The 22,239-nt window shown below is 72.8% G+C and carries 17 protein-coding genes; 11 read left to right on the forward strand and 6 right to left on the reverse strand.

Features of this window, described 5'->3' with window-relative positions; genetic code table 11:
- Both AB0J88_RS09505 and AB0J88_RS09510 read left to right on the forward strand, forming a co-directional pair.
- A complete protein-coding gene (locus AB0J88_RS09505) occupies positions 1-2,760 on the forward strand; it encodes a CHAT domain-containing protein (RefSeq protein WP_364346645.1) in 2,760 nt (919 codons plus the stop codon).
- Positions 2,760-3,389: a LysE family translocator gene (locus AB0J88_RS09510; RefSeq protein ID WP_364346643.1), complete on the forward strand. Its 630-nt coding sequence runs from the start codon at positions 2,760-2,762 to the stop codon at positions 3,387-3,389. Before AB0J88_RS09505 ends, AB0J88_RS09510 begins: the two co-directional genes overlap by 1 nt.
- 1 nt (position 3,390) lies before the next feature.
- Here AB0J88_RS09510 and AB0J88_RS09515 read toward each other — a convergent pair whose 3' ends face one another.
- Entirely contained in the window at positions 3,391-4,344 is a 954-nt protein-coding gene (locus AB0J88_RS09515; RefSeq protein WP_364346641.1) for a LysR family transcriptional regulator, read from the reverse strand.
- 57 nt (positions 4,345-4,401) lie between these two features.
- Between AB0J88_RS09515 and AB0J88_RS09520 the strand changes: the two genes are divergently transcribed.
- The 7 genes from AB0J88_RS09520 to AB0J88_RS09550 all read left to right on the forward strand — a co-directional run bounded on the left by AB0J88_RS09520 (position 4,402) and on the right by AB0J88_RS09550 (position 16,175).
- Positions 4,402-5,283: a serine hydrolase gene (locus AB0J88_RS09520; RefSeq protein WP_364346639.1), complete on the forward strand. Its 882-nt coding sequence runs from the start codon at positions 4,402-4,404 to the stop codon at positions 5,281-5,283.
- Positions 5,284-5,405: 122 nt separating this feature from the next.
- Positions 5,406-6,359 (forward strand): MBL fold metallo-hydrolase, encoded by a 954-nt coding sequence (locus tag AB0J88_RS09525; RefSeq protein ID WP_364346637.1) that lies wholly within the window; start codon positions 5,406-5,408, stop codon positions 6,357-6,359.
- The gene (locus tag AB0J88_RS09530; protein ID WP_364346635.1) at positions 6,356-6,901 is read left to right on the forward strand and encodes a DUF4232 domain-containing protein; all 546 of its coding nucleotides are present in this window, start codon (positions 6,356-6,358) and stop codon (positions 6,899-6,901) included. Before AB0J88_RS09525 ends, AB0J88_RS09530 begins: the two co-directional genes overlap by 4 nt.
- Positions 6,902-6,910: 9 nt before the next feature.
- A complete protein-coding gene (locus AB0J88_RS09535; protein ID WP_364346633.1) occupies positions 6,911-7,540 on the forward strand; it encodes a LysE family translocator in 630 nt (209 codons plus the stop codon).
- 323 nt (positions 7,541-7,863) lie between these two features.
- Complete coding sequence (locus tag AB0J88_RS09540; protein ID WP_364346631.1) at positions 7,864-10,962, forward strand: family 16 glycoside hydrolase; 3,099 nt, start codon at positions 7,864-7,866, stop codon at positions 10,960-10,962.
- 15 nt (positions 10,963-10,977) lie between these two features.
- Positions 10,978-12,168, forward strand: a complete 1,191-nt coding sequence (locus AB0J88_RS09545; protein ID WP_364346629.1) for a multicopper oxidase domain-containing protein — start codon at positions 10,978-10,980, stop codon at positions 12,166-12,168.
- 35 nt (positions 12,169-12,203) lie between these two features.
- Positions 12,204-16,175 (forward strand): ThuA domain-containing protein, encoded by a 3,972-nt coding sequence (locus AB0J88_RS09550; protein ID WP_364346627.1) that lies wholly within the window; start codon positions 12,204-12,206, stop codon positions 16,173-16,175.
- Between the two features lie 42 nt (positions 16,176-16,217).
- Here AB0J88_RS09550 and AB0J88_RS09555 read toward each other — a convergent pair whose 3' ends face one another.
- A complete protein-coding gene (locus AB0J88_RS09555) occupies positions 16,218-17,351 on the reverse strand; it encodes an anhydro-N-acetylmuramic acid kinase (protein ID WP_364346625.1) in 1,134 nt (377 codons plus the stop codon).
- A gap of 87 nt (positions 17,352-17,438) precedes the next feature.
- Here AB0J88_RS09555 and AB0J88_RS09560 point away from each other — a divergent pair, with 87 nt between their 5' ends.
- On the forward strand, positions 17,439-17,987 hold the full coding sequence (locus AB0J88_RS09560) for a carboxymuconolactone decarboxylase family protein (RefSeq protein ID WP_364347533.1): 549 nt from the start codon (positions 17,439-17,441) through the stop codon (positions 17,985-17,987).
- A gap of 68 nt (positions 17,988-18,055) precedes the next feature.
- Positions 18,056-18,892 carry an NmrA family transcriptional regulator gene (locus AB0J88_RS09565; protein WP_364346623.1) on the forward strand — a complete coding sequence of 279 codons (837 nt, stop codon included), beginning with the start codon at positions 18,056-18,058 and terminating at the stop codon, positions 18,890-18,892.
- On the opposite strand, the gene hpxZ is transcribed toward AB0J88_RS09565, so the two are convergent.
- The 4 genes from hpxZ to AB0J88_RS09585 are packed head-to-tail and all read right to left on the reverse strand — an operon-like array spanning position 18,850 to position 22,228.
- Complete coding sequence (gene hpxZ, locus AB0J88_RS09570) at positions 18,850-19,269, reverse strand: oxalurate catabolism protein HpxZ (RefSeq protein WP_364346621.1); 420 nt, start codon at positions 19,267-19,269, stop codon at positions 18,850-18,852. The genes AB0J88_RS09565 and hpxZ overlap by 43 nt on opposite strands.
- A gap of 7 nt (positions 19,270-19,276) precedes the next feature.
- Positions 19,277-20,851, reverse strand: coding sequence for a regulator (locus AB0J88_RS09575; RefSeq protein ID WP_364346619.1), 1,575 nt, complete (start codon positions 20,849-20,851; stop codon positions 19,277-19,279).
- On the reverse strand, positions 20,848-21,528 hold the full coding sequence (locus AB0J88_RS09580) for a cysteine hydrolase (protein WP_364346617.1): 681 nt from the start codon (positions 21,526-21,528) through the stop codon (positions 20,848-20,850). Before AB0J88_RS09580 ends, AB0J88_RS09575 begins: the two co-directional genes overlap by 4 nt.
- Before the next feature lie 10 nt (positions 21,529-21,538).
- Positions 21,539-22,228, reverse strand: coding sequence for an isochorismatase family cysteine hydrolase (locus tag AB0J88_RS09585; protein WP_364346615.1), 690 nt, complete (start codon positions 22,226-22,228; stop codon positions 21,539-21,541).
- Positions 22,229-22,239 lie beyond the last annotated feature (11 nt).

Consider the following 22,239-nt stretch of genomic DNA (forward strand, 5'->3'; position numbering starts at 1 on the left):
GTGGACGCGCGGGCCGAGGCGGACGCGGTCGCGCTGCTCGCCGACACCCATCCGGGCCGGGTGCCGCCGCTGGCCGCGCGGGCGCTGGTCGCCGCACGCCGCTCGGGCGACGCGGCCGCCGCCGCGATCACCCAACGGGCCTGGGGCCATGCGCTCCTGCAGACCGGCGAGATGGACGACGCGATCCGGCATCTGCGCTCGGCTGTCACCCTCGCCCGGCGGGCGGGCCTTACCACCGGCGAGGCTCGGGGCAAGTTGGCGTACGCGCTGGTCATGCGCGGCCGCCCCCGCCAGGCGCTCGCCGAGGTCGAGGCGGCGCTGCGCACCCTCGACGGGGTCGCCGCCGACCGCGCGCGGGCGCAACGGGCGGTGATCCTGACCGAGATCGGCCGGCATGACGAGGCCTTGGCCGACTTCCAGGCGGCGCTGCCCGGGCTGCGCGCCGCCGGTGACGAGATCGCCGTGTCCCGCCTGCTGACGAACCGGGGCGTGCTGCACACCCACCGGTACGCGTTCGCCGCCGCGGTGGCGGACCTGCGCGCCGCCGAGGCGATCTCGGCCCGGCTGGGCCGCCCGCTCGCGGTCGGCATCATCGTCGAGAACCTCGGCGTTGCCGAGGCGCTGCGCGGCGACGTGCCGGCCGCACTGGCCCACATCGACCGCGCGGAGGCGTTGATCGCGGCCAACGGCGGCCATGTCGGGATGGCCGTCTACGACCGCGGCGTCCTGCTGCTCGCCGCCGGGCTGGCGACCGAGGCGCGGCAGGCGGCCGAGCGGGCCGCGACGATGATGCGCCGCGAGGGGCACCGGCTCAAGGTGCCTGAGGCGCGGCTCCTGCTGGCCCAGGCCGCCGCGGCGGCCGGCGACTGGCGTTCGGCGGCCGAGCACGCCCGGCGGGCGACCCGCGAGTTCACGGCCCAGCACCGGGTGGAGTGGGCCGCGCTGGCCCGGCTCACGCTGCTCCAGGCCGGCGTCCGTTCCGGCGCCGCGCGCCCCGCCCGCGGCGCCGACGACCTGGTCGCCACCCTCACGAACGCCGGCTGGCCGGCGGCGACGGTGGAGGCACACCTGGTCGCGGCCGCGCTGCGACCCCGGGCGGCCGACGCGCACCTGGCGGCCGCCGCTCGGTGGGCGCACCGCCGGGTGCCGGCCGCCGTCCGGGCCAGGGGCTGGTACGCGGAGGCGCTGCGCCGCCAGCACACCGAACCCGCCCGCGCGGTCGCCGCCATCCGCGCCGGGCTGCGCATCCTCGACGAGCACGGCGCCTCACTCGGCGCGGCCGACCTGCGGGTGCACTCGGCCGCCCACCGCCGCGAGCTGACCGCGCTCGGGGTCCGCCTGGCCCTGCGCGACGGGCGACCGCGGCGGTTGCTGGAGTGGGCCGAGCGGGGCCGGGCGAGCCGGCTCGGCCACCGCCCGGCCCGGCCGCCGGCCGATCCGCTGTTGGCGGACCTGCTCGCCCAGCTCCGGGGTGTCGCGTTCGAGCTCGCCGACGCCGGCGCGGCCGAGACCGCCCGGCTGGTGCCGCGCCAGGTCGCGCTCGAACGCCGGATCCGTGACCACGTCCGGACCCACCGCGCGACCGGCGACGTCTCACCGGGGCGGCCGGTGCCTGTCGACGCGCTGGCCGCCGCGCTGGGTGACCGGGCACTGGTCGAGTTTGTCGAGTCCGACGGCGTGCTGCATCGCCTGACCCTGGCCGGCGGCCGGCTCACCGCGCGCCCGCTCGGCCCGGTCGCGCCGCTGGCCGACCTGGTCCGCCGGCTGCCGTTCGCGCTGCACCGGCTCGCCCGTCCCGGCGACGCGCGCCGGGCGGCCGCCGAGGCACTGCTCTCCGGCGCCGCCGCGCGGCTCGACGCGGCGCTGCTGCCCGGGCTGCCGGACGGGCCACTGGTGATCTCACCGACCGGCGCGCTCCACAGCGTGCCCTGGTCGATCCTCCCGTCCTGCGCGGGCCGCCCGATCGCGGTTTCCCCGTCGGCGACCCTGTGGTGCGCTGCCGACGCCGCGAGCCAGGGCGGTGCCCGCACGGTGGCCGGTGACTCCCACGGCGCCCGGACAGCCGAGACCGGCGTCGGCGTCCGCGTGGACCGCGCGGGATTCGCTCGCCCAGACGGCGTCCAGGCTTCCGGTGCGGGCGTCCTCGTCGGCGGGGATGCGGTGGCGTTCGCCGGCCCGCCCGGTCGCCCGGAGGTGGCGGTGGTCGCGGGTCCGAGGCTGCCGGGAGCCAGGGAGGAGGCCCGGCGGGTCGCCGGCATCCACGGCGTCACCCCGCTGCTCGAAGCGCCGGTCGACCAGGTGCTCGGCGTGCTGGCCAGGGTCGGCGTGCTGCACCTGGCCGCGCACGGCCGCCTTTCCGTCGGCAACCCGCTCTTCTCGGACCTGCTGCTCGCCGACGGACCGCTCCTGGTGCACGACCTGGAACGACTGGAGCGCACCCCGCACACGGTCAGCCTGGCCGCCTGCGACAGCGGCCGGGCCGCCGTCTACGCGGGTGACGAGCTGCTCGGGCTCAGCGCCACCCTGGCCGCCCGCGGCACGGCGCAGCTCGTGGCGCCGGTCCTGCCGATTCCGGACCTCGCGACCGAGCCGGTGATGGTCGGCTATCACGAGCGTCTCGCGGCCGGCGCCCCGCCGGCCGTCGCGCTGGCCGCGACCCAGCGGGCCCTGCGTGGGGCCGACCCGCACGTGCGCGCGGCCGCCGCCGGGTTCAACTGCTTCGGACACGGCTTCGTCGCACCGTTCCCAGGAGGTCCATAGTGGATACGCATCTCGTGCTCGCCTTCGTCGCCGCCTGCACCCTGCTGTCGCTGGCGCCCGGGCCGGACCTGCTGTTCGTGGTCGCCAACGGCGCCGCGGGCGGCCGGCGGGCCGGTGTGCTCGCGGCGCTCGGCATGTCGACCGGCCTGGCCGCGCACACCGTGGCCGCCGCGTTCGGGCTCGGTGCCCTGATCAGCGCCGCCCCGCAGGCCCTGACCGGGGTGCGGATCGCCGGCGCGCTGTTCCTGCTCTACCTGGCGGTGGCGACGTGGCGGAGCAGCCAGGCCGAGCTCCACCGGGAGGAGGTGCCGCGCCGGTCCCTGCGCCGCACGTACCTGATGGCGACCCTGACCAACCTGGCCAACCCGAAGGTGATCCTGTTCTACCTCGCGTTCGTGCCGCAGTTCGTCAGCACCGGAGGCGGCGCGTGGCCGGTGACCGCCCAGCTCCTGCTGCTCGGCCTGGTCTTCATCGTGATCGGGCTGGCCGTCGACGGCACCGCCGGCCTGCTCTCCGGCACCTTGTCGGAGAAGATCACCGCTCGCCCCGGCGTCCGCCGGTGGATGGAGCGGGCGTCGGCGACCGTGTTCGCCGGACTGGCCGCGCGGCTCGTGGCCGACAGCAGGTGACTCAGGGGTAGACGACCGACCAGGGCTGCACCCGCTCCGGTCCGGCGACCGGCTGCCCGAGCAGCTCCGGGCCGGCGAGGATGGCGGCGGCGACCGCTGCGAAGGCCGGCGCGGCCGGATGCGGCGAGCGGTCCGGCCAGACCGCCGACGTACGGCGTTCCAGCACCGCGCCGGCGATCGGGCGCCAGGCGACCCGGGTCTCCCGCCGGGCGGTGGTCTCCGGCTCGAACGCCACGCACTGCCGGGCGAGCACCAGGCCGAGCAGGAAGTCCGGGTTGTGCGCGTGCCGCACACGCGTCGGGCGGAACCCGTGGCGGCCGCAGGCGTCGAGGATCTCGTCGTACCACTCGGGCGCCGTGGCCCGGGGGAAGATGGCCAGGTCGTGCCCGGCCAGGTCGGCCAGGTCCAGCTCGCGCAGCCGGGCCAGCGACGACACGCGGGGGAGGACCACGCCGAGCCGGACCGCCACCACCGGGCCGGCGCGCAGCCCGTCGCTCAGGTCCACGGGGTGGTGCACCAGGCCGACGTCGAGCCGGCCCTCGGTGAGCATCCGGAGCTGTTCGGCGCTGGTCAGCTCGTGCAGGTCGACCTCGAGCCCCGGTGCCCGCGAGGCCATCCCGGCCAGCAGTGCCTGCAGCGTCACGGCGGGCGTCTCCGGCGGAACGCCGGCCCGCAGGGTGCCGAGCTCGCCGTCACCGGCCTTGCGCATGACCAGCCGGATCCGTTCCTCGGCGGCCAGCAGCGCCGGAGCCTCCGTGCACAGCAGCCGGCCGGCCACGGTGAGCGCGACCTGGCGCCGGGAGCGGTCGAACAGCGGGGCGCCGAGCTCGCGCTCCAGACGCTGGATCGCCTGGCTGAGCGGCGGCTGCGCGATGCCCAACCGGTCCGCGGCCCGGCCGAAGTGCAGCTCCTCGGCCACGACGAGGAACTGCCGCAGGTGCCGGGCGAGGTCCATCCGCCCGAGGATATGCGTTCGGATATCGTTCGCGGTGGCGCGGTACCGTCGGTCCCCGTGTCGGACACGGACAAGATCGCCGGAATCTTCGCTGCCGTCGGGGTCGACGCGCGGCTCCACGCCGTCGACGTCGACCGCGGGGCCGAGCTGTCGGTGGGCGGCGACGAGCGGGTGGTGCTCGCCTCGATCTTCAAGATCCTGCTGGTGCTGGAGTTCGCGCGGCAGGCGGCCGCCGGACAGCTCGACCCGACAGAGCGGGTCGTCGTGCGGGCCACGGACCGGATGGGCGGCTGGGGCGTCTCCGGCTGTGCCGACGACGCCGAGCTCTCGCTGCGTGACCTCGCCTGGTTCGCCATGTCGGTCACCGACAACACCGCGGCCGACCTGCTGCTGCGCCGGGTCGGCCCGGACGTGCTCCCGCTGCTCGCGGCCGAGCTCGGCCTGACCGCGACGCGGATCACGGGAGGGCCGCGCGAACTGCTGGAGTCGATGTACGCCGACGTCGGCGCGGCCGGCGACGAAGAGTTCGTCGCGATCTTCCCCACGCTGGACGCGGAACGGGTGCGCGCGATGCGCGTCTTCGACCCTGACCGGACCACGTCCAGCACGCCCCGCGAGGTCACCCGGCTGCTCGAGCTCGTCTGGCGCGACGAGGCCGGGCCACCGGCCGCGACCGCGATGGTCCGCGCCCTGATGGCCCGGCAGATCTTCTGGACCCGGATCGCCTCCGGCTTTCCGCCGGGGGTCCGCGTGGCCGCCAAGACCGGGACGCTGCCGGGCCTGCACATGGAGGCCGGGGTCGTCGAGTACCCGGACGGCGGGCGGTACGCGCTGGCCATCTTCGCGCGGGCGCGCCAGCTCGACGTGCGCCGGATCGACATCGACCTGGCGATGGGGGAGGCCGCCCGCACAGCCGTCGAGGCGCTCCGGTCGCGCTGAGTTTCCACCCGCGAGACGCCCGCGACGACCACCCTGACCTGCTCCGATACGCGTATCCATATCGGCCGTTAATGATCTTGGTCTTGGACGCCGCCGGACCGCCGGTGATTCAGTCTCTCCCCATGACGAACCTCAACCGCCGAGGCCTGCTGCGCACCGCGGCCGCTGCCACCGGACTGGCCGCCACGGGGGCGGCCGGTCTCGCCGGCCCCGCCGAAGCCGCACCCCGCCAGTGGCGAGCCGGCGCCGCGACGTTCCGCTGGTTCGGCACGGCCGGCTGGCGCATCGACATCGGCGCCCGCACCGTCCTGGTCGACCCGTACCTCAGCCGCTACGAGACGGGCCTGTTCGCGGGCGCCATGAACGCGGCGACCCCGCTGACCGTCGACAAGGCCACCGTCGACGCGCACGTCGGGCGTCCGGAGACCGTGCTCGTGACGCACTCGCACTGGGACCACTTCAACGACGTGCCCTACATCGCGACCCGCACCGGCGCGCGGGTGCTCGGGACCATGACCACCTACCAGCTCGGCCTCGCCTCCGACATCCCGTCGGGCCAGCTCGGCCTGGTCAAGGGCGGCGAGGTGCTCGACTTCGGCGACTACACGGTCGAGGTGGCCGGATCCCTGCACAGCCGCAACGCGGCCTACTCGATCGGCATCCCGGGCGTCCGGCTGAGCCTGCCCCCGCGGCCGGCGACCGTCACCGACCTGCCGGAGGGCGACACCCTGGCCTATCTGCTGAGCGTCCGCAACGGGCCGTCGGTGTTCTTCATGGGAGCCAGCGACTTCGTCGCCCGCAACGTGGACGGAATGCGGCCGGACATCGCGATGGTGGCCATGGCCTCGGCGACGACCACCCACAGGTACGTCCCGCGGCTGCTGGAAGCGCTCGGCAAGCCGCCGGTGGTCGTGCCGGTGCACTGGGACAACTTCGAGCGGCCGCTCGAGAACCCGCCACAGGTCGCCCCGGCCGACCGCGAGCGCCTGGATGCGATGATCACTACGATCCGGCGGGTCGCACCGCGGACCCGGATCGTCCTGCCCGACTACCTGAAGACGTACACCTTCGCATGATCCCCGTCTCCCGGCGCCTCGGCGCGTTGCTGTTCGCGAGCACCGTGCTCGCGGCCTGCGACGCGCCGGGGCCGGCCCCGCTTCCGCCCACCCCGCCACCGAGCGCGACCGCGCCCGCCTGCGCCGACGGCTTCCGGCTGTCCGCGGGTCCGGTCGACGGCGCGTCCGGCCTGCGCGCGATGGGCATCGTGTTCGAGAACTGCGGCACCCGTCCGTACCCCCTGAAGGGCTTCCCGGTCGTCCGGGCGCTCGACGGGCAGCGCGCCGCCCTGGCGGTGACCGTCGGCAACGGCTCCGAGCCGGTCAGCGCGAAGGACGCCTGGGACGCGCCGGCGCACGCCCTGACGGTGCCGCCGGGCGGCACCGCCCGCGCCCGGGTGCTGTGGCGCAACACCGTGACCGAGGGTGACCCGGTCGACGCCACCTACCTGTCCGTCGCGCCGGCACCGGGCGCCCCCGACCAGCTCGTCGCTCCCGACGGCGGCCTCGACCTGGGCACCACCGGCCGGCTGGCCGTGAACGCGTGGACCGACGCTGGGTAAGGTCGGGTGATGAGCTGGAGCGCCTACGGGTCCTTCGTGGTCTTCGCGATCGTGCTCATCGCGATCCCCGGCGCGGACTTCGCGGTGACGGTGCGGAGCACGCTGGTCGGCGGCCGCCGGCAGGGCCAGTGGAGCGCTGCCGGCATCGCCTCGTCCAATGTGGTGCAAGGCCTGCTCGCGGTGGCCGGCCTCGGCGCGATCGTCGTGCGCGTCGAGCCGTTGTTCCTGGCCGTCAAGTGGGCCGGCATCGGCTACCTGCTCTACCTGGCCGCGCAGTCGTTCCGCTCGGCCGCCCGCGGCGAGTACGCCTCCCTGGACGCCGACTGCCCGAGTGCCACCGGCACGGCCTGGACCGGCTGGCGGCAGGGCTTCCTGTCCAACATCACCAACCCGAAGGTGCTGGTCTTCTACCTGGCGGTCCTGCCGCAGTTCCTCGGCCCGTCCACCCCGGTCGCGGTGCTGCTGGTGTTCGCCCTGACCCACGCCGCCCTCGGGCTGCTCTACTCACTGCTGGTCGTGGCCGGCCTGCACCGGGTGCGGCGGGTGTTGAGCCGGCGCCGGGTCCGGCGTGCCCTGGATGCCGCCACCGGCACCGCGTTGACCGCGTTCGGCGCCCGGCTGGCCGTCGAGAGCGCCTGAACGTCCCTGTTCCCGCGGCGCCGGCCGCTGTCCGTGTTGGACGTACAGATCCTAACGATCGCGATCGCCCGTACTTTTGCTGCGCCAGATAAAAGTCTGCTCAAGCTGATCGAAAGATGTTTACATGTTGATGATCAGCGATTAGGGTCGGTCGCACACCACAAGGTTTCATCAATGTAAACGGCGCCACGAGCTGTGCACCTCTGGCGTCGTTCACGCGCCCACGTCCCCGACCCCCAGGCATCGCCGACCCGCGTCAGCGGGCGGGCGAGGTCTGCCTTGCCATGTCATCCGTCGGTCGACTTGCGGAAGGTATGCCGGACATGCCCATTGTTTCCAGGCGAAGGCGCCTGCTCACGAGACTCGGACAAGGCCGGTTCACCCGGCCGTCCGCCGCGTTCGCGGCCGTAACCACCATGCTGGCCAGCGTCGTGCTGGCCGGGGTCCTCTCGGGCACCAGCCCCGCCGCGGCCGTCGCGCCCGCGGCGTCCCAGCTACAGGCCCAGGTGCTCACCTGGACGGCCGGGGACAGCTTCCAGGCGTACGCGTCGGTGCCTACCACCGCCACCGCCGGACCGACCACCATCGTCTTCGAGAACAGCGCGGCGACCGGCAACACCACCGGGATGCAGCACACGCTGACCTTCGACACCGGTGACCCGCGCTACAACAGCGACGTCAACGTCAACATCATCGCCGACCCGTCCGATGCCAACGGCGGCCGGCACACGGTGGACGTGACGCTGACCCCGGGCACCTACCGCTTCTTCTGCGCGATCCCCGGGCACGGCCAGATGACCGGCCTGCTGGTGGTCACCGGCGACGGCGGCGACACCACCGCGCCCGAGGTGACCGCGCAGGTCGCGGGCGACCGCGACGACGACGGCAACTACGTCGGCGCGGCGACCGTCACGGTCAACGCCACCGACGCGGGCTCCGGCGTGGCCCGCATCGAGTACGCCCTCGACGGCGGCCCGTTCGGCACCTACTCGGCGCCGGTCACCGTCAACAGCCCCGGCGCGCACACCGTGCAGTACCGGGCGACCGACGAGGCCGGCAACACCTCGACCATCGGGTCCAGCCAGTTCACGGTCGTCGCGGTCTCCGACCCGGACACCACGGCGCCCACGGTGACCGCGGCGGTCGACGGCGACCAGGACGAGAACGGTGCCTACCTCGGCTCCGCCACCGTCACGGTGACCGCGAGCGACACCGAGTCCGGTGTGGCCTCGGTCGAGTACTCGCTGGACGGTGGCGCCTTCGCGGCGTACACCGCGCCCGTCACCGTCAACACCACCGGTGCGCACACCGTGCAGTACCGGGCGACCGACGTGGCCGGCAACACCTCGAGCGCGCAGTCGCTCGCCTTCACGGTGGTCGACCCGCCGAACCCGGACAACACGGCGCCCGTGGTGACCACCACGGTCGCCGGCGAGAAGGACGACGACGGCGCCTACGTCGATGTCGCGACGGTCACCGTGGCCGCCACCGACGAGGGCTCCGGCGTCGCGTCGATCGAGTACTCCCTGGACGGCGCGCCGTACTCCGCCTACACCGCGCCGTTCGCGGTGAACCAGCGCGGCGTGCACACCGTCAGCGCCCGGGCCACCGACGAGGCCGGCAACACCTCGACACCGACGACGGTGCAGTTCACCGTGGCCGAGGGTCCCGCCGGCGACAACACCCCGCCGACCGTGACCGCCTCGGTCGCCGGCGACCAGAACGAGCAGGGCGCGTACGTGGGCAGCGCCACGGTCACCGTCACCGCGACCGACGCGGAGTCCGGTGTGGACACCGTGGAGTACGCGGTCGACGGCGGCGCCTGGACCGCGTACACCGCACCGGTGACGGTCACCGCCACCGGCTCGCACACTCTCACGTTCCGGGCCACCGACGAGGCCGGCAACACCTCGACGCCGGGCAACGTGCAGTTCGCCGTCGCCGACGCGCCGAACCCGGACCAGACCGCCCCCACGGCGAACGCGACCGTGGCCGGCAACCGCGACAGCACCGGCGCGTACGTCGGTGCGGCGACGGTCACCGTGACCGCCAGCGACGCGGACTCTGGGGTGGCCACCGTGGAGTACTCGCTGGACGGCGCACCGTACGCGACCTACACCGCGCCGGTCAGCGTCAACCAGCCGGGCAGCCACACGGTGAGCTACCGGGCGACCGACCGGGCCGGCAACACGTCGACCCCGGCCGGCGTCGAGTTCCGGGTGGTCTCGGCCACCGCCGACACCACGCCGCCGACCGTCAACGCGGCCATCAGCGGCCAGCTCAACAGCAGCTGGGCGTACGTCGGCAGCGCGACCGTGACGCTCACGTCGAGTGACGCGGGCACCGGTGTGCTGCGCACCGAGTACGCGGTCAACGCCGGCGGCTACCTGGTCTACACCGCCCCGGTCACCATCAACACGCCCGGCACGTACACCTTCACCTACCGCGCCACCGACCGGGCCGGCAACGTCTCCAGCACCGCGTCGGCCACGTTCGTCGTGGTCGAGAGCGTGCCGCCGCCGCCGAGCTGCCGGGTCGCCGACAACCGTGCGACGGTCTGGATGGGCACCCTCAACACCGCCGTCGCGAACCGCGTCGTCGAGGGTGGCTGCAGCATCAACGACCTGGTGCTCGACGAGTCGCCGTGGGCCAGCGCCGCGGAGTTCGTCGACCACGTCACGGCGCTCGCCGACCGGTGGCACCAGCGCTCGCTGATCCCGCTCAAGGATCGCAACGGTCTGGTCCGCGGGGCGCGCGAGTCCAACGTGGGCAGGTCCGAGGCGGTGCAGGGCTACGCGCCGCTGCTGGACACCAAGGCGGCCTCGTTCAAGCTCTGGGAGCAGGTGGGCGCCGGCGGCTTCCGCCGCAACGCGGACGGCTCGATCACCAGCAAGCAGGTCGACGGGCTGGGCATGCTCTGGTTCCCGGTGCGCACCTACGGCGACTTCTCGCTCAAGCTCCAGTGGCGGGACGACGCGGCGGGCACGGGCCGGGCCAACAGCGGTGTCTTCGTCCGCTTCCCGCAGGTGCACCAGCACCCGCAGGAGCCGCGGCCGGAGTGGGTGGCCATCAAATACGGCCACGAGCTGCAGATCTTCGACAGCCCGACCGGCGATCAGTACAAGAGCGGCTCGGTCTACGGGTTCGACCAGGTCGACCTGGCCGACGCGGGAGTGACGGCCAAGGGCACCTGGAACGACTACGAGATCCGGGTGGTCGGCCAGCACTACTCGATCTTCCGCAACGGCAAGCTGATCAACCAGTTCACCAACGGGCCGGGCCAGCTGTTCAACCCGCCCCGCGCCGACGACCCGGGCACCGACGGGCGCCAGAACGCGGAGGGCTACATCGGCCTCCAGAACCACAGCGCGGCGGACACGGTCAGCTTCCGCAACATCCGGATCGCTCCGCTGACCCCGTAAGCAAAGGACAGACCAGTGGACAAGGACAACGCACGCCTTGGCTTTGCCGGTGGCCCGCGCCTGTGGGCCGTCGCGATCCTGGCCGTGACGCTGGTCGGCGCTGGGGTCCTCCGGTTCGGCGGCCAGCAGGCCGCCGGGCCGGGGGCACCCGCCGCGGCACCGGCCGCGGTCGCCGCCGAGAAGGCCGCCCTGGCGGCCCTCGCGCCCGGTGACCGCCCCGACGGTTGCATCCAACCGGACCGACGGATCCAGCTGTACGCCGTCGAGCTGCCCAAGGACGGCACCCAGATCCGGCTGGGCTACGGCCTGACCCCGGAGACGGCCTCCTACCCAGGGCCGCTGATCGAGATGATCGAGGGGGAGTGCCTCGCGATCACGCTCCACAACCAGGTGCCGGAGGCCACCCTCGCGGCGCTGCGGCAGGATCCCAACCTCCCGTTGGGCGTCTCGCTGCACACCCACGGCGTCAAGTACACGCCGACCTCCGACGGCACCATCCACACGGACTCGTGGGTGCCGCCGGGCGGCCAGCGCACGTACATCTGGTTCGCCAAGCCCCGCAACCCCACCACGGGCGCGCAGGGCACGGCCGGCTACTGGTGGTACCACGACCACATGGTCGGCACCTCGCACGGCACGCGGGGGCTGAGCTCCGGCCTCTTCGGCGGCCTGGTCGTGCGGCGCCAGGGCGACATCCGGCCGGACCGGACCTACGTGACCGTGTTCGGCGACCTGCAGTCGATCAACCTGCGGCGAGGTGCCGCGACCGACACCTGTGACCCGGTCAACCCGGTCCCCGGCCCGACCTGCCTGATCGCGAACAAGGGCGAGCGGATCGAGTTCCTGGTGGTCGGCATGGGCAACGACATGCACACCTTCCACCTGCACGGGCACTCCTGGGCGGACACCCGCACCGGGACGCTCGACGGCACCAACAAGGCGCTGGTCGACTCGGTGCCGGTCATCGACAACAAGACGCTCGGCCCCGGCGACTCGTTCGGGGTGCAGATCGTCGCCGGTGACTCGGTCGGTCCGGGCAACTGGATGCTGCACTGCCACATGCAGTTCCACTCCGACCAGGGCATGGCCACGATGCTGCACGTCCTCAATCCCGACGGCACCCTCGCCGCGCACTCGGCCGACCACGCGCCGGTGTCCGCGGCAGGTGCCCCGGCCGCGCACGCCGGACACGGGAGCACGAAGTGACTTCAGGATTCCGGGAGCCTCACGAAGGAGCAGGAATGGCCCATCGAAAGCGGCCGACACTGCGCCGCGCGATAGCGCTGGCGTCGGCGGCCGTGCTCACGCTCGGCATCATGACGGGACCGGGATCTCCACCGGCCGCCGCGGCAGCGGCACCCACCTGGGGCGCCAGCGCGGTCAACGTGCTCGTCTTCCACGGCCCGGTCGACCAGCAGGACGACCCGGTCACCAAGGCGGTCGCCGCCGTGCGCAAGCTCGGCACCGAGAACGGGATCACCGTCCGGGTGTCCACCAACCCGGCCGACTTCAACCGGGACAACCTCGCCAAGTACCGCGGCGTGGTCTTCCTGTCCGCCAACGGCGTCACGCTCAACGACGCGCAGGAGGCGGCCTTCCAGGCGTACGTCAAGGGCGGCGGCGGCTTCGTCGGCGTCCACGACGCGGCCCGCGCGCAGCCCGGCTCGGAGTGGTTCACCGGGCTGGTCGGCAGCCGGCCGGCGCCGAGCCTGCCGAACGCCGAGAAGGTCGTCGAGTCGGCGGCCAGCGCCCAGAACACCCCGAACGAGGGTGTGGCTCAGCTCTTCGACGGGCGCACCGGCACCAAGTGGCTCACCTTCGCCCGCACCGGCTGGGCGCAGGGCAAGCTCGCCGCCCCGACGGTGATCAACCGGTACGCGCTCACCTCGGCCAACGACTTCCAGGGTCGCGACCCGCGGGACTGGAAGCTGCAGGGCTCCAACGACGGCCAGACGTGGACAGACCTGGACACCCGCACCGGCCAGGTGTTCGACCAGCGGTTCCTGACCAAGCAGTACTCGTTCACCAACACCACGGCGTACCAGTACTACCGGTTGGACGTCTCGGCCAACAGCGGTGAGCCGATCATCCAGCTCGCCGAGCTGTTCCTGATCGGCCCGGACGCCGGCCCGCCGCCGGAAGCCAACGTGCAGCAGGCGACGGTCAGCGTCACCGATCGCCAGCACCCGGCCAACGACGGTCTGCCGCTGACCTGGACCCGGTCGGACCAGTGGATCAACTGGGACCCGAACCCGACCGGGAACGTGCACACCATCGCCCAGGTGCAGGAGAACACGTACAACGCCGGCCTGTCCGGCAACGGCGCGTTCCACCCGATCTCCTGGTGCCGTGACTACGACGGCGGCCGCTCCTTCTACACCGGGATGGGGCGCACCGACGCCAGCTACACCACCGACACCAAGTTCCTCGGCCACCTGCTCGGCGCGATCAAGTGGACCACCGGCCTCGTGCGCGGTGACTGCCAGGCGACCATCGCGTCGAACTACAAGGTCGAGCGGCTGACCGCGGCCAACCAGCCGGGTCAGCTCGACCAGATCGGTGAGCCGCACGGCCTGACCATCGCGCCCGACGGCACGGTGTTCTACATCGGCAAGGCGGCCTGCGCGACGCCGGCCGTCGTCGACTGGAACGACCCGAACGTCGGCCTCGGCTGCGGCACGATCCACTCCTGGGACCCGCGTACCAAGCAGGTCAAGCTCCTCACCACCCTGAAGGTGATGGGCAACCGGGGCAGCGGCAGCGAGCTGGTCAAGAACGAGGAAGGTCTGGTCGGCATGACGCTCGACCCGAACTTCGCGGAGAACGGCTGGTTCTACGTCTTCTGGATGCCGCACGAGTCGATCGACCGGGAGAAGCGGGTCGGCCAGCGGACCATCTCGCGGTTCACCTACGACAAGGCCACCCAGAGCATCGACCAGGCCACCCGCAAGGACCTGCTGCACTGGGACACGCAGATCCACAGCTGCTGCCACGCCGGTGGGGGCATGGCCTTCGACGAGTCCGGCAACCTGTACGTCGGCTCCGGTGACAACAACTCGTCCGGTGGCTCCGACGGCTACTCCGGCAACAACTGGACGCAGGAGTTCGCGGGGCTGTCCTTCCAGGACGCGCGCCGCACCGCCGGCAACACCAACAACCTCAACGGCAAGATCCTCCGGATCCACCCCGAGGCGGACGGCACGTACACGATCCCCGACGGCAACCTGTTCACCGGCCTCGAAGGCGGTGGCGGCAAGGCCCGCCCGGAGATCTACGTGATGGGCGTGCGCAACATCGCCCGGATCGCCTGGGACCCGGTGAACGACTGGCTCACCGCCGCCTGGGTCGGCCCCGACGCCGGTGCGCCGAGCCCGGAGCTCGGCCCGGCGAAGTACGAGACGGCGACCATCATCACCCAGGCCGGCAACCACGGCTGGCCGTACTGCATGGGCAACCGGCAGCCGTACCGGGACCGCAGCAACACCGACGCGACGGTCCTGACCGGCTGGTACGACTGCGACAACCCGAAGAACGAGTCGCCGCGCAACACCGGTCTGGTCAACCTCCCGCCGGTCCGCAACAACATGATCTGGTACTCGCCGCAGGGCGGTGGACCGGTCTTCCCGAAGCGGACCGACGGCAGCGGGCTGCCGACCTACGTGCAGTCCGAGACCACGTACACCCAGCCGTACCTCAGCGGCGGCGGTCAGGCCATCATGGACGGCCCGACCTACCACCACGAGAACGTCGACGCGAACAGCGGCGTCGCGTGGCCGGCGTACTGGGACAACAAGTGGTTCATCGGTGACGAGTCCAACGGCAACAACCGTGTCGCCATCACGGTCAACCCGGACACCGCCCGGGACGCCGGTGCCCCGGCCTTCGCCGAGGACCTGCGCCGGATCATCCCGCCGGGCACCAACGGCACCACCCAGCTCCAGTCCTGGATGGACGCCAAGTTCGGTCCGGACGGCGCGCTCTACATGCTGGACTACGGAGGCGGCTTCTTCACGCTGCACGGCAACCAGAAGCTGATCCGGATCACGTACCAGGGCGGTCAGGCGACCCCGAACCCCAGCCTGGCCACGGCGATCTCGGCGACCCCGACCACGCCGCGCACCATCGACTTCTCCAGCAACCGGGTCGGTGGCGTCGCCTGGAACTGGGACTTCGGCGACGGCACCAACGGCTCCACGGCGCCACACCCGAAGCACACCTACAAGCGCTACGGCACCTTCACCGCCAAGCTCAAGGTGACGTACGCCGACGGTGAGGTCGTCGAGTCGAGCATCCCGGTCACCGCCGGGTGTGTCGCGCCCGACGCCCGTCCGACGGTCTACTTCCTGGAGACCGACAGCACCGTGGCCAACCGGCAGGTCGGCGGCGGCTGCACGATCAACGACCTGATCGACGACGAGACGACGTGGCCCAACCGCGGTGCCTTCGCCGACCACCTGGAAACGGTGATCGCGGAGCTCACGGCGGCCCACGTCATCGACACCAGGGAGGCCAACACGCTGCGGCGGACCGGCACCCAGTCGCCGATCGGCGCCACCAACGGCTACCAGACGATCTTCAACGGCACGGCGTACTCGCTGGCCGGCTGGCGGCAGGCACCCGGTGGCTCGTTCGGCCTGCGGCCGGACGGCTCGATCCGCAGCAGCGGCGGCCTGGGCATGCTGTGGTACGCGGACCAGGAGTTCGCGGACTACTCGATCAAGCTGCAGTTCAAGGACGTCGCACCGGAGGGCTTCCGGGCCAACGGTGGGGTGTTCGTCCGGTTCCCGGACCCGCGCACTCCGCTGGAGCAGCGGCCGCCGGGAAGCTGCGGCACGGTCGGGTCGGCACGGTCGTCGCAGGCCTGGGTCGCGATCTTCTGCGGACACGAGATCCAGATCTACGACGGCGAGACCGGTGAGCCACAGAAGACCGGGTCGGTCTACAACTTCGACTCGAACAACCTGTCGCAGGCCGGCGTCACCGCCAAGAACGTCTGGAACGACTACGAGATCCGCGTGGTCGGCCAGCACTTCACGATGATCCGCAACGGCGTGGTGATCAACGAGTTCGACAACACGCCGGGCAAGCAGTCGTCGCGCGCGGGTGACCCCCCGACCGACCTGCGCCAGTTCGTCAGCGGCTTCGTCGGGCTGCAGAACCACAGCAACAACGACCTGATCGAGATCCGCAACGTGCGCGTGCGCACCTACTGATCTCTTTCCGGCGACCGGGTACGGGCTTCGGCCCGTACCCGGTCACCGCATTTCCAGCCGTTTCGGGAGCGCCTTGATCGGAGCCGGCAGCTGGAGCGGCTTGGCCCCCGGCGTGATCGCGCCGGCCACCCGCGGCCCGCGTGCGCCGGTCGCGGCCGGAACGGCACCCGGCAGCCCGTGCCAGGTCAGCCAGCCGATCAGCGCGAACAACACCGCCTCCTTGGCGTCGGCCGGCAGCCCGAGCTCCTCGGACCGGTGCAGCGCCGTGCCGGGCGCGCGGGCGGCGAGGCGGTCCAGCAGCGTCCGGTTGTGCACGCCGCCGCCGGAGAGCAGCACGTGGTCGAGCCGGTGCCGGCGGAGCTCCGTCGCGACGGTGGCCGCCGTGAGCTCGGTCAGCGTGGCCAGCAGGTCCGCCGGCGGGTAGCCGCCCGCACCGTCCAGGTAGGCCGCCGAGAACAGCTCCTTGCCGGTCGACTTCGGAGGCGTCCGCGCGTAGTACGGCTCGACGAGCAGCCGGTCGAGCAGCTCGGTGCGCACGGTGCCGGCGGCCGCCAGCGCTCCGCCGCGGTCGTAGGGCTCGCCGGTCACGGCCAGCGCGGCGGCGTCGATCAGGGCGTTTCCCGGGCCGGTGTCGTACGCGGTCGCCTCTGCCGGCACCGCCACCGTGAGGTTGGCGATCCCGCCGAGGTTGACGGCGCCCCACCGGCCCTCCTGCCCGGCCAGCAACATCAGGTCGAGCACGGGCACGAGCGGCGCACCCTGCCCGCCGGCGGCGACGTCGCGGACCCGCACGTCGGCGACGACCGGCAGCCCGGTGCGCTCGGCGATCCACGCCGGCTGCCCGAGCTGCAGCGTGCCGTCGGTGGCCGCGTGGAAGATCGTCTGCCCGTGCGAACAGATGAGGTCGGCCGGGCCGGCCGCGTCCAGCACGGCGGTCGCCGCGCCGGCGAACGCCTGCCCGAGCCGCGTGTCCAGCGCGCACACGGCGCCGAGCCCGACCTTTCCGGGCGGGAGCGCCTTGCGGATCGCGGCGCGCAGCTTCGGCTCGTACGGCGTGGTGGCGTGGTGCAGCAACCGCGCCCGCAGCTCGTCGCCGTCGGCTGTCCGGGAGAAGGACACCAGCGCTGCGTCGATGCCGTCGTGCGAGGTGCCGGAGCTGAGGCCGAGTACGCGCATCGACTAACCCTGTTCCCCTCGCCGGTGCGCGTCAACCGGGCGGGTGGGCGGAGAATGGGCACGACACCGAATGGGGAGCGTGACGTCATCGCACACATCGACCTGGGGTTCGACGAGAAGGAGCTGCCGGGCATCTCCGGTCTGCTGCGGTACCGGCCGTTGACCGGCGGCCCGCTGGCGGCGCTGGCCGACGCGCTGCTGACCGCGCCGAACTCGCTCTCGCGCGGCGAGCGGGAGCTGATCGCGGCCCAGGTGTCGGCGCGCAACGAGTGCGGGTTCTGCCGCGACTCGCACGCGGCGGCCGCGGCGGCGCAGCTCGAGCCCGGGATGTCGCTCGTCGAGCAGGTGCGGGCCGACCCCGCGACGGCGCCGATCTCCGACAAGCTGCGGGCGCTTCTGCGGCTCGCCGACGTGGTGCGGGAGGACGGCCGGGCCGTGACACCTTCCTTGGTCGACGACGCCCGCGCGGCCGGTGCGACCGACGTCGAGATCCACGACACCGTGCTGATCGCGGCGGCGTTCTGCATGTTCAACCGCTACGTGGACGGCCTCGGCACGGTCGCGCCGGACGACCCGGCCGCCTACGCGGCCTCGGCCCAGCGGATCGTCGCCATGGGATACGGCCGGCCCGCCTGAGACGCAGGCTTATGCGGGTGAGTGCCTGAGCCATTCAGGCGCGCACCGATCCGGGCTGTACTCGACTCATGACTGCAAACGACATTCTCGTGATCGGCGGCACCGGCAAGACGGGCCGGCGCGTCGCCGAACGGCTCACCGCGCGGGGCGTCCCGGTGCGGATCGGCTCGCGCGGCGGCGACCCGCGCTTCGACTGGGGCGACCGGTCGACCTGGGCACCGGCGCTGGCCGGCGTCCGGGCCGCGTACGTCTCCTTCTATCCGGACCTCGCCGTGCCCGGCAGCCCGGCGCTGATCGGCGACCTGACCCGGGTCGCGGTCGCCGCCGGTGTCGGTCACCTCGTGCTGCTCTCGGGGCGGGGCGAGGAGGAGGCCCAGGCCGCCGAGGCGGCCCTGGCGGAGGCGGTCGCCGGCACCGCGACCGCGTGGACGGTGGTGCGGGCCAGCTGGTTCATGCAGAACTTCAGCGAGGCGTTCATGGCCGACGGGGTCCGCGAGGGCACGCTGGTGCTGCCGGCCGGCGACGTACCCGAGCCGTTCGTCGACTGCGACGACATCGCCGACGTGGCGGTGGCCGCGCTGACCGGCGCGGCGCCGTCCGGCCAGGTCTACGAGGTGACCGGGCCGCGGGCGCTGACCTTCGCCGAGGCGGCCACGGAGATCGCGAAGGCGAGCGGCCGCGAGGTCACGTTCGTTCCCGTGCCGCTGCCGGCCTACGCCGACGAGCTGCGCGGCTACGGGCTGCCGGACGACGAGGTCGCGCTGATCAGCTACCTGTTCGGCGAGGTGCTCGACGGCCGCAACGTGCGGACCACCGACGGCGTGCGCGCGGCCCTCGGCCGAGAGCCGCGCGACTTCGCCGACTACGCCCGCGATGCCGCGGCCACGGGCGTCTGGGGCGGGTGAACCACCGGTACGACGGAGACGTGGGCGGAGACGATGCGCCACCCTTCCGGGAGGCGCACCCACGTCTGCGTCTGGCGGCCGACGGCCGGGTCGTCGGGGTAGCGGAAGAACGTGGTCACCACGGCGGTGTCCGCGCCGAACGCGGTGACCCTCGTGTCGTCCAGGGTGCGGCCGGGCGGGAGCGCGGGTTGGGCCCGCCGCCACGTCCGTTGCTCGGCCGTCCCGACCTGGTGGTCGGCGACGCCGAAGCGGACGACGGCGGCGGAGTCCCAGAAGAAGTCCACGACGGCGTCCGGGTCGTCGCCGACCAGGGCGGCCTCGTAGGCGGCGAAGGCGGCGGCCACCTCCGCCACGATGTCGGGACGGTCGATCTCCATGCGCGCGTCAGGCCTTCGCCGCGACCGGTTCCGGTGCCTCCGCCACGACGGCGGGCTGCGGCTCCCGGGCCGGGGGACGGCCGAGGGCGACCAGCGCGCACACCGCGGCCACGAACAGGTAGCCCAGCGCGACCTGGCCGTTGGCGTTCCACTCCACCTTCTCGCCGTGGATCAGGCCCACGAACGACAGCACCGCCCCGGCGCCGGCGAAGGCGGCAGCGTGGAGCAGCCGCTTGTCGATGATGAACGCCACGATCGCACCGAGCACGAGTCCGGCCAGGATCGCTCCCTGACCCAGCACCATCAGCCCGTGGTAGAAGACGCCCGCGCCCTGCAGGGCCGCGTCGCCCACCTGGAGCGCGGTCGTGCCGGCGGCGGCGAGGGCGTTGTCCATCTGGCCCGTGGCCCACGCCGCGATGTTCGGCACCAGCGCCGCGACCACCGCCGGCGCGTGCGCCCGCGGTGAGGCCTGGAACGCCTGCGCGCCGATCAGGAGTCCGATGTAGAGCAGGATCGGCACGATGGCCGGTGTGGGGAAGACCGCGCCGAGCAGTCCGAACAGCCCGAAGAAGCAGAGCAGCGCGATCACCACTCCGGTGGCCATCGAGTAGCCGGTGCGGCCGCCGGCCGCCTTCCAGCCCGGATGCCCGACGTAGACGGCCGGCGGGAACGGCGAGCCCAGCGCCGAGCCTACGATCGCGCCGAACCCGTCGGCCAGCAGCACGCTGCGCAGGTTGTAGTTGTCGCCCGCCGTGGCCGCCGACTCGACGTTGGTCATCGCCTCGGTGAAGTTGTAGACGCCCAGCGGGATCGCGGTCGCGAGCAGGGGCGCCATGTCGCCGAGACCGTCGAGCAGCAGACCGACGCGCAGGTCAGGCACGGCGATCGCGATGTCGCGGGCGGCGGCCGAGACGTCGGGCACCGACATGAACCCGCCGATCCAGCCGATCGCGGTGCCGAGCAGCAGGGCGGCCAGGCCGATCGGTATGTTGCCGGGCAGCTTCACGTCGGTGAGCAGGCCGATCAGCAGCAGCGCCAGCACGGGCAGTGCGATCCAGGCCGCCGCCCACATCTGTGCCGCCGGGTTCATCGAGATGAAGGTGACCGAGATGCCGGCCAGGGTGCCGAGCAGGGCCGCCCGCGGCGTCCACTTCCGGATGTACGGACCGACGAACGCGCCGATCAGGACGATGACGCCGATGATGAAGGCCCACGCCAACCCCGCCTGCCAGGCCCGGACCGGATCCTGCGTACGCAGGTAGATGGGCAGCATGATCACGAAGATCACGATGAACATGTGCGGCACGCTCGGCCCGTACGGCAGCGCCGTCACGTCGGAGCGGTTCTCCCTGCGGGCCAGCCGGCGCGCCAGGTAGGTGTAGTAGACGTTGCCGAACACCAGCGCGATGCCCAGCGCCGGCAGGATGGTGCCGAAGACGACGCCGGAGGCCAGGTGCACGACGCCGAGGCAGAGGCCGGTCAGCGTGAGGACGTTGACCAGCACGTTGACGCCGAAGCCGAAGAACGCGTTGGTGTCGCCCCGGACCCACCACGGGATCCGGAGGGCCGTCGGTTGGCTCATGAGATCTCCTCGAGGTGCCGGGCGGGGAGTGCGGCGAGGAACTCGGTGGAGGTGGCGACCCAGCCGAAGATGCCGCCCTGCGCGGCGATCATCTCCAGGCCGACCCGCTGGAACTCGGGGAAGTACGAGCCGACGCAGTCGGCCAGCACCAGGCACTCGAAGCCGCGGTCGTTGGCCTCGCGCACCGTCGTGTGCACGCAGACCTCGGTGGTGACACCGGCGACGACCAGGCTGCGCACGCCGGCCAGCAGTTGGGCCAGATCCGTCGCGTAGAAGGCGCCCTTGCCCGGCTTGTCGACGACCGGCTCGCCGGGCAGAGGAGCGAGCTCGTCGACGATGTCGTGGCCGTACTCACCGCGGACCAGGATCCGGCCGTTCGGCCCTGGGTCGCCGATCCGCAGGTCGGGGGCGCCGCGCAGGAGCTTGGCCGGCGGGCAGTCGGACAGGTCGGGCAGGTGGCCCTCCCGGGTGTGGATGATCCGCAGGCCGGCCGCGCGGCACCCGGCCAGCAGGGCGGCGGTGGGTGCGATCACCCGGCGCAGCTGGCCGACGTCGTTGCCGAGGGTCTCGCCGAAGCCGCCCGGCTCCAGGAAGTCGCGCTGCATGTCGATGACGAGCAGCGCCGTCGTGTCGGGTTCGAAGTGCAACGGCGCGGGCCGCGCCGGGACAGTGGCCATATCGGCGTCCTCAGTGGAGAGTCGCGGCGATGACGTCGGTGCTGGCGGCCACGCACCCGAAGACGCCGCCCTGCATGGTGACCATGTGCAACGCCGCCGCGTGGTTGCCGGCGTCGGTGGCGCCCGTGCAGTCCGAGAGGATCAGGCACTCGTAGCCACGGTCGTTGGCCTCGCGCATGGTGGTGTGCACGCACACGTCGGTCGTGATGCCCGTCAGGATCAGGTGCGTGATGCCGTGCGTACGCAGGACGAGGTCGAGGTTGGTGGCATAGAACGCGCCCTTGCCGGGCTTGTCGACCACGACCTCGCCGGCGACCGGCGCGACCTCGGGCACGATCTCCCAGCCGGGCTCGCCCCGCACGAGGATCCGCCCGCAGGGGCCGGCCGCACCGATCTCGGCGCCGATCTGCCGCGACCGCCAGCGCTTGTTGGCGGGCAGGTCGGTCAGGCCCGGGTCGTGCCCCTCGCGGGTGTGCACCACGAGCATGCCGAGCGCGCGCACGTGGGCGAGCAGGACGGCCGTGGCCGGCAGCCCGGCCCGGGTCAGCGAGATGTCGTAGCCCATGCTGTCGACGTAGCCGCCCGGTCCGCAGAAGTCGGTCTGCCAGTCGACGCAGAGCAGGGCCGTCCGCTCGACGGGCACCTCGCCGTCGTACGGCCAGGGGTAGGGCTCGGCCTTGACCGGCCCGATGTGTGCCATGGGTCCTCCCG

Source organism: Asanoa sp. NPDC049475, from assembly GCF_040676915.1.
Taxonomy (GTDB): Bacteria; Actinomycetota; Actinomycetes; order Mycobacteriales; family Micromonosporaceae; genus Asanoa.

What these genes read in the sequence shown, in the direction of transcription:
- AB0J88_RS09515 (WP_364346641.1), bottom strand. Translation starts at nt 4,344, where the DNA reads ATGGACCTCGCCCGGCACCTGCGGCAGTTCCTCGTCGTGGCCGAGGAG.
- AB0J88_RS09525 (WP_364346637.1), top strand. Translation starts at nt 5,406, where the DNA reads ATGACGAACCTCAACCGCCGAGGCCTGCTGCGCACCGCGGCCGCTGCC.
- AB0J88_RS09530 (WP_364346635.1), top strand. Translation starts at nt 6,356, where the DNA reads ATGATCCCCGTCTCCCGGCGCCTCGGCGCGTTGCTGTTCGCGAGCACC.
- AB0J88_RS09535 (WP_364346633.1), top strand. Translation starts at nt 6,911, where the DNA reads ATGAGCTGGAGCGCCTACGGGTCCTTCGTGGTCTTCGCGATCGTGCTC.
- AB0J88_RS09540 (WP_364346631.1), top strand. Translation starts at nt 7,864, where the DNA reads ATGCCCATTGTTTCCAGGCGAAGGCGCCTGCTCACGAGACTCGGACAA.
- AB0J88_RS09550 (WP_364346627.1), top strand. Translation starts at nt 12,204, where the DNA reads ATGGCCCATCGAAAGCGGCCGACACTGCGCCGCGCGATAGCGCTGGCG.
- AB0J88_RS09555 (WP_364346625.1), bottom strand. Translation starts at nt 17,351, where the DNA reads ATGCGCGTACTCGGCCTCAGCTCCGGCACCTCGCACGACGGCATCGAC.
- AB0J88_RS09565 (WP_364346623.1), top strand. Translation starts at nt 18,056, where the DNA reads ATGACTGCAAACGACATTCTCGTGATCGGCGGCACCGGCAAGACGGGC.
- hpxZ (WP_364346621.1), bottom strand. Translation starts at nt 19,269, where the DNA reads ATGGAGATCGACCGTCCCGACATCGTGGCGGAGGTGGCCGCCGCCTTC.
- AB0J88_RS09575 (WP_364346619.1), bottom strand. Translation starts at nt 20,851, where the DNA reads ATGAGCCAACCGACGGCCCTCCGGATCCCGTGGTGGGTCCGGGGCGAC.
- AB0J88_RS09580 (WP_364346617.1), bottom strand. Translation starts at nt 21,528, where the DNA reads ATGGCCACTGTCCCGGCGCGGCCCGCGCCGTTGCACTTCGAACCCGAC.
- AB0J88_RS09585 (WP_364346615.1), bottom strand. Translation starts at nt 22,228, where the DNA reads ATGGCACACATCGGGCCGGTCAAGGCCGAGCCCTACCCCTGGCCGTAC.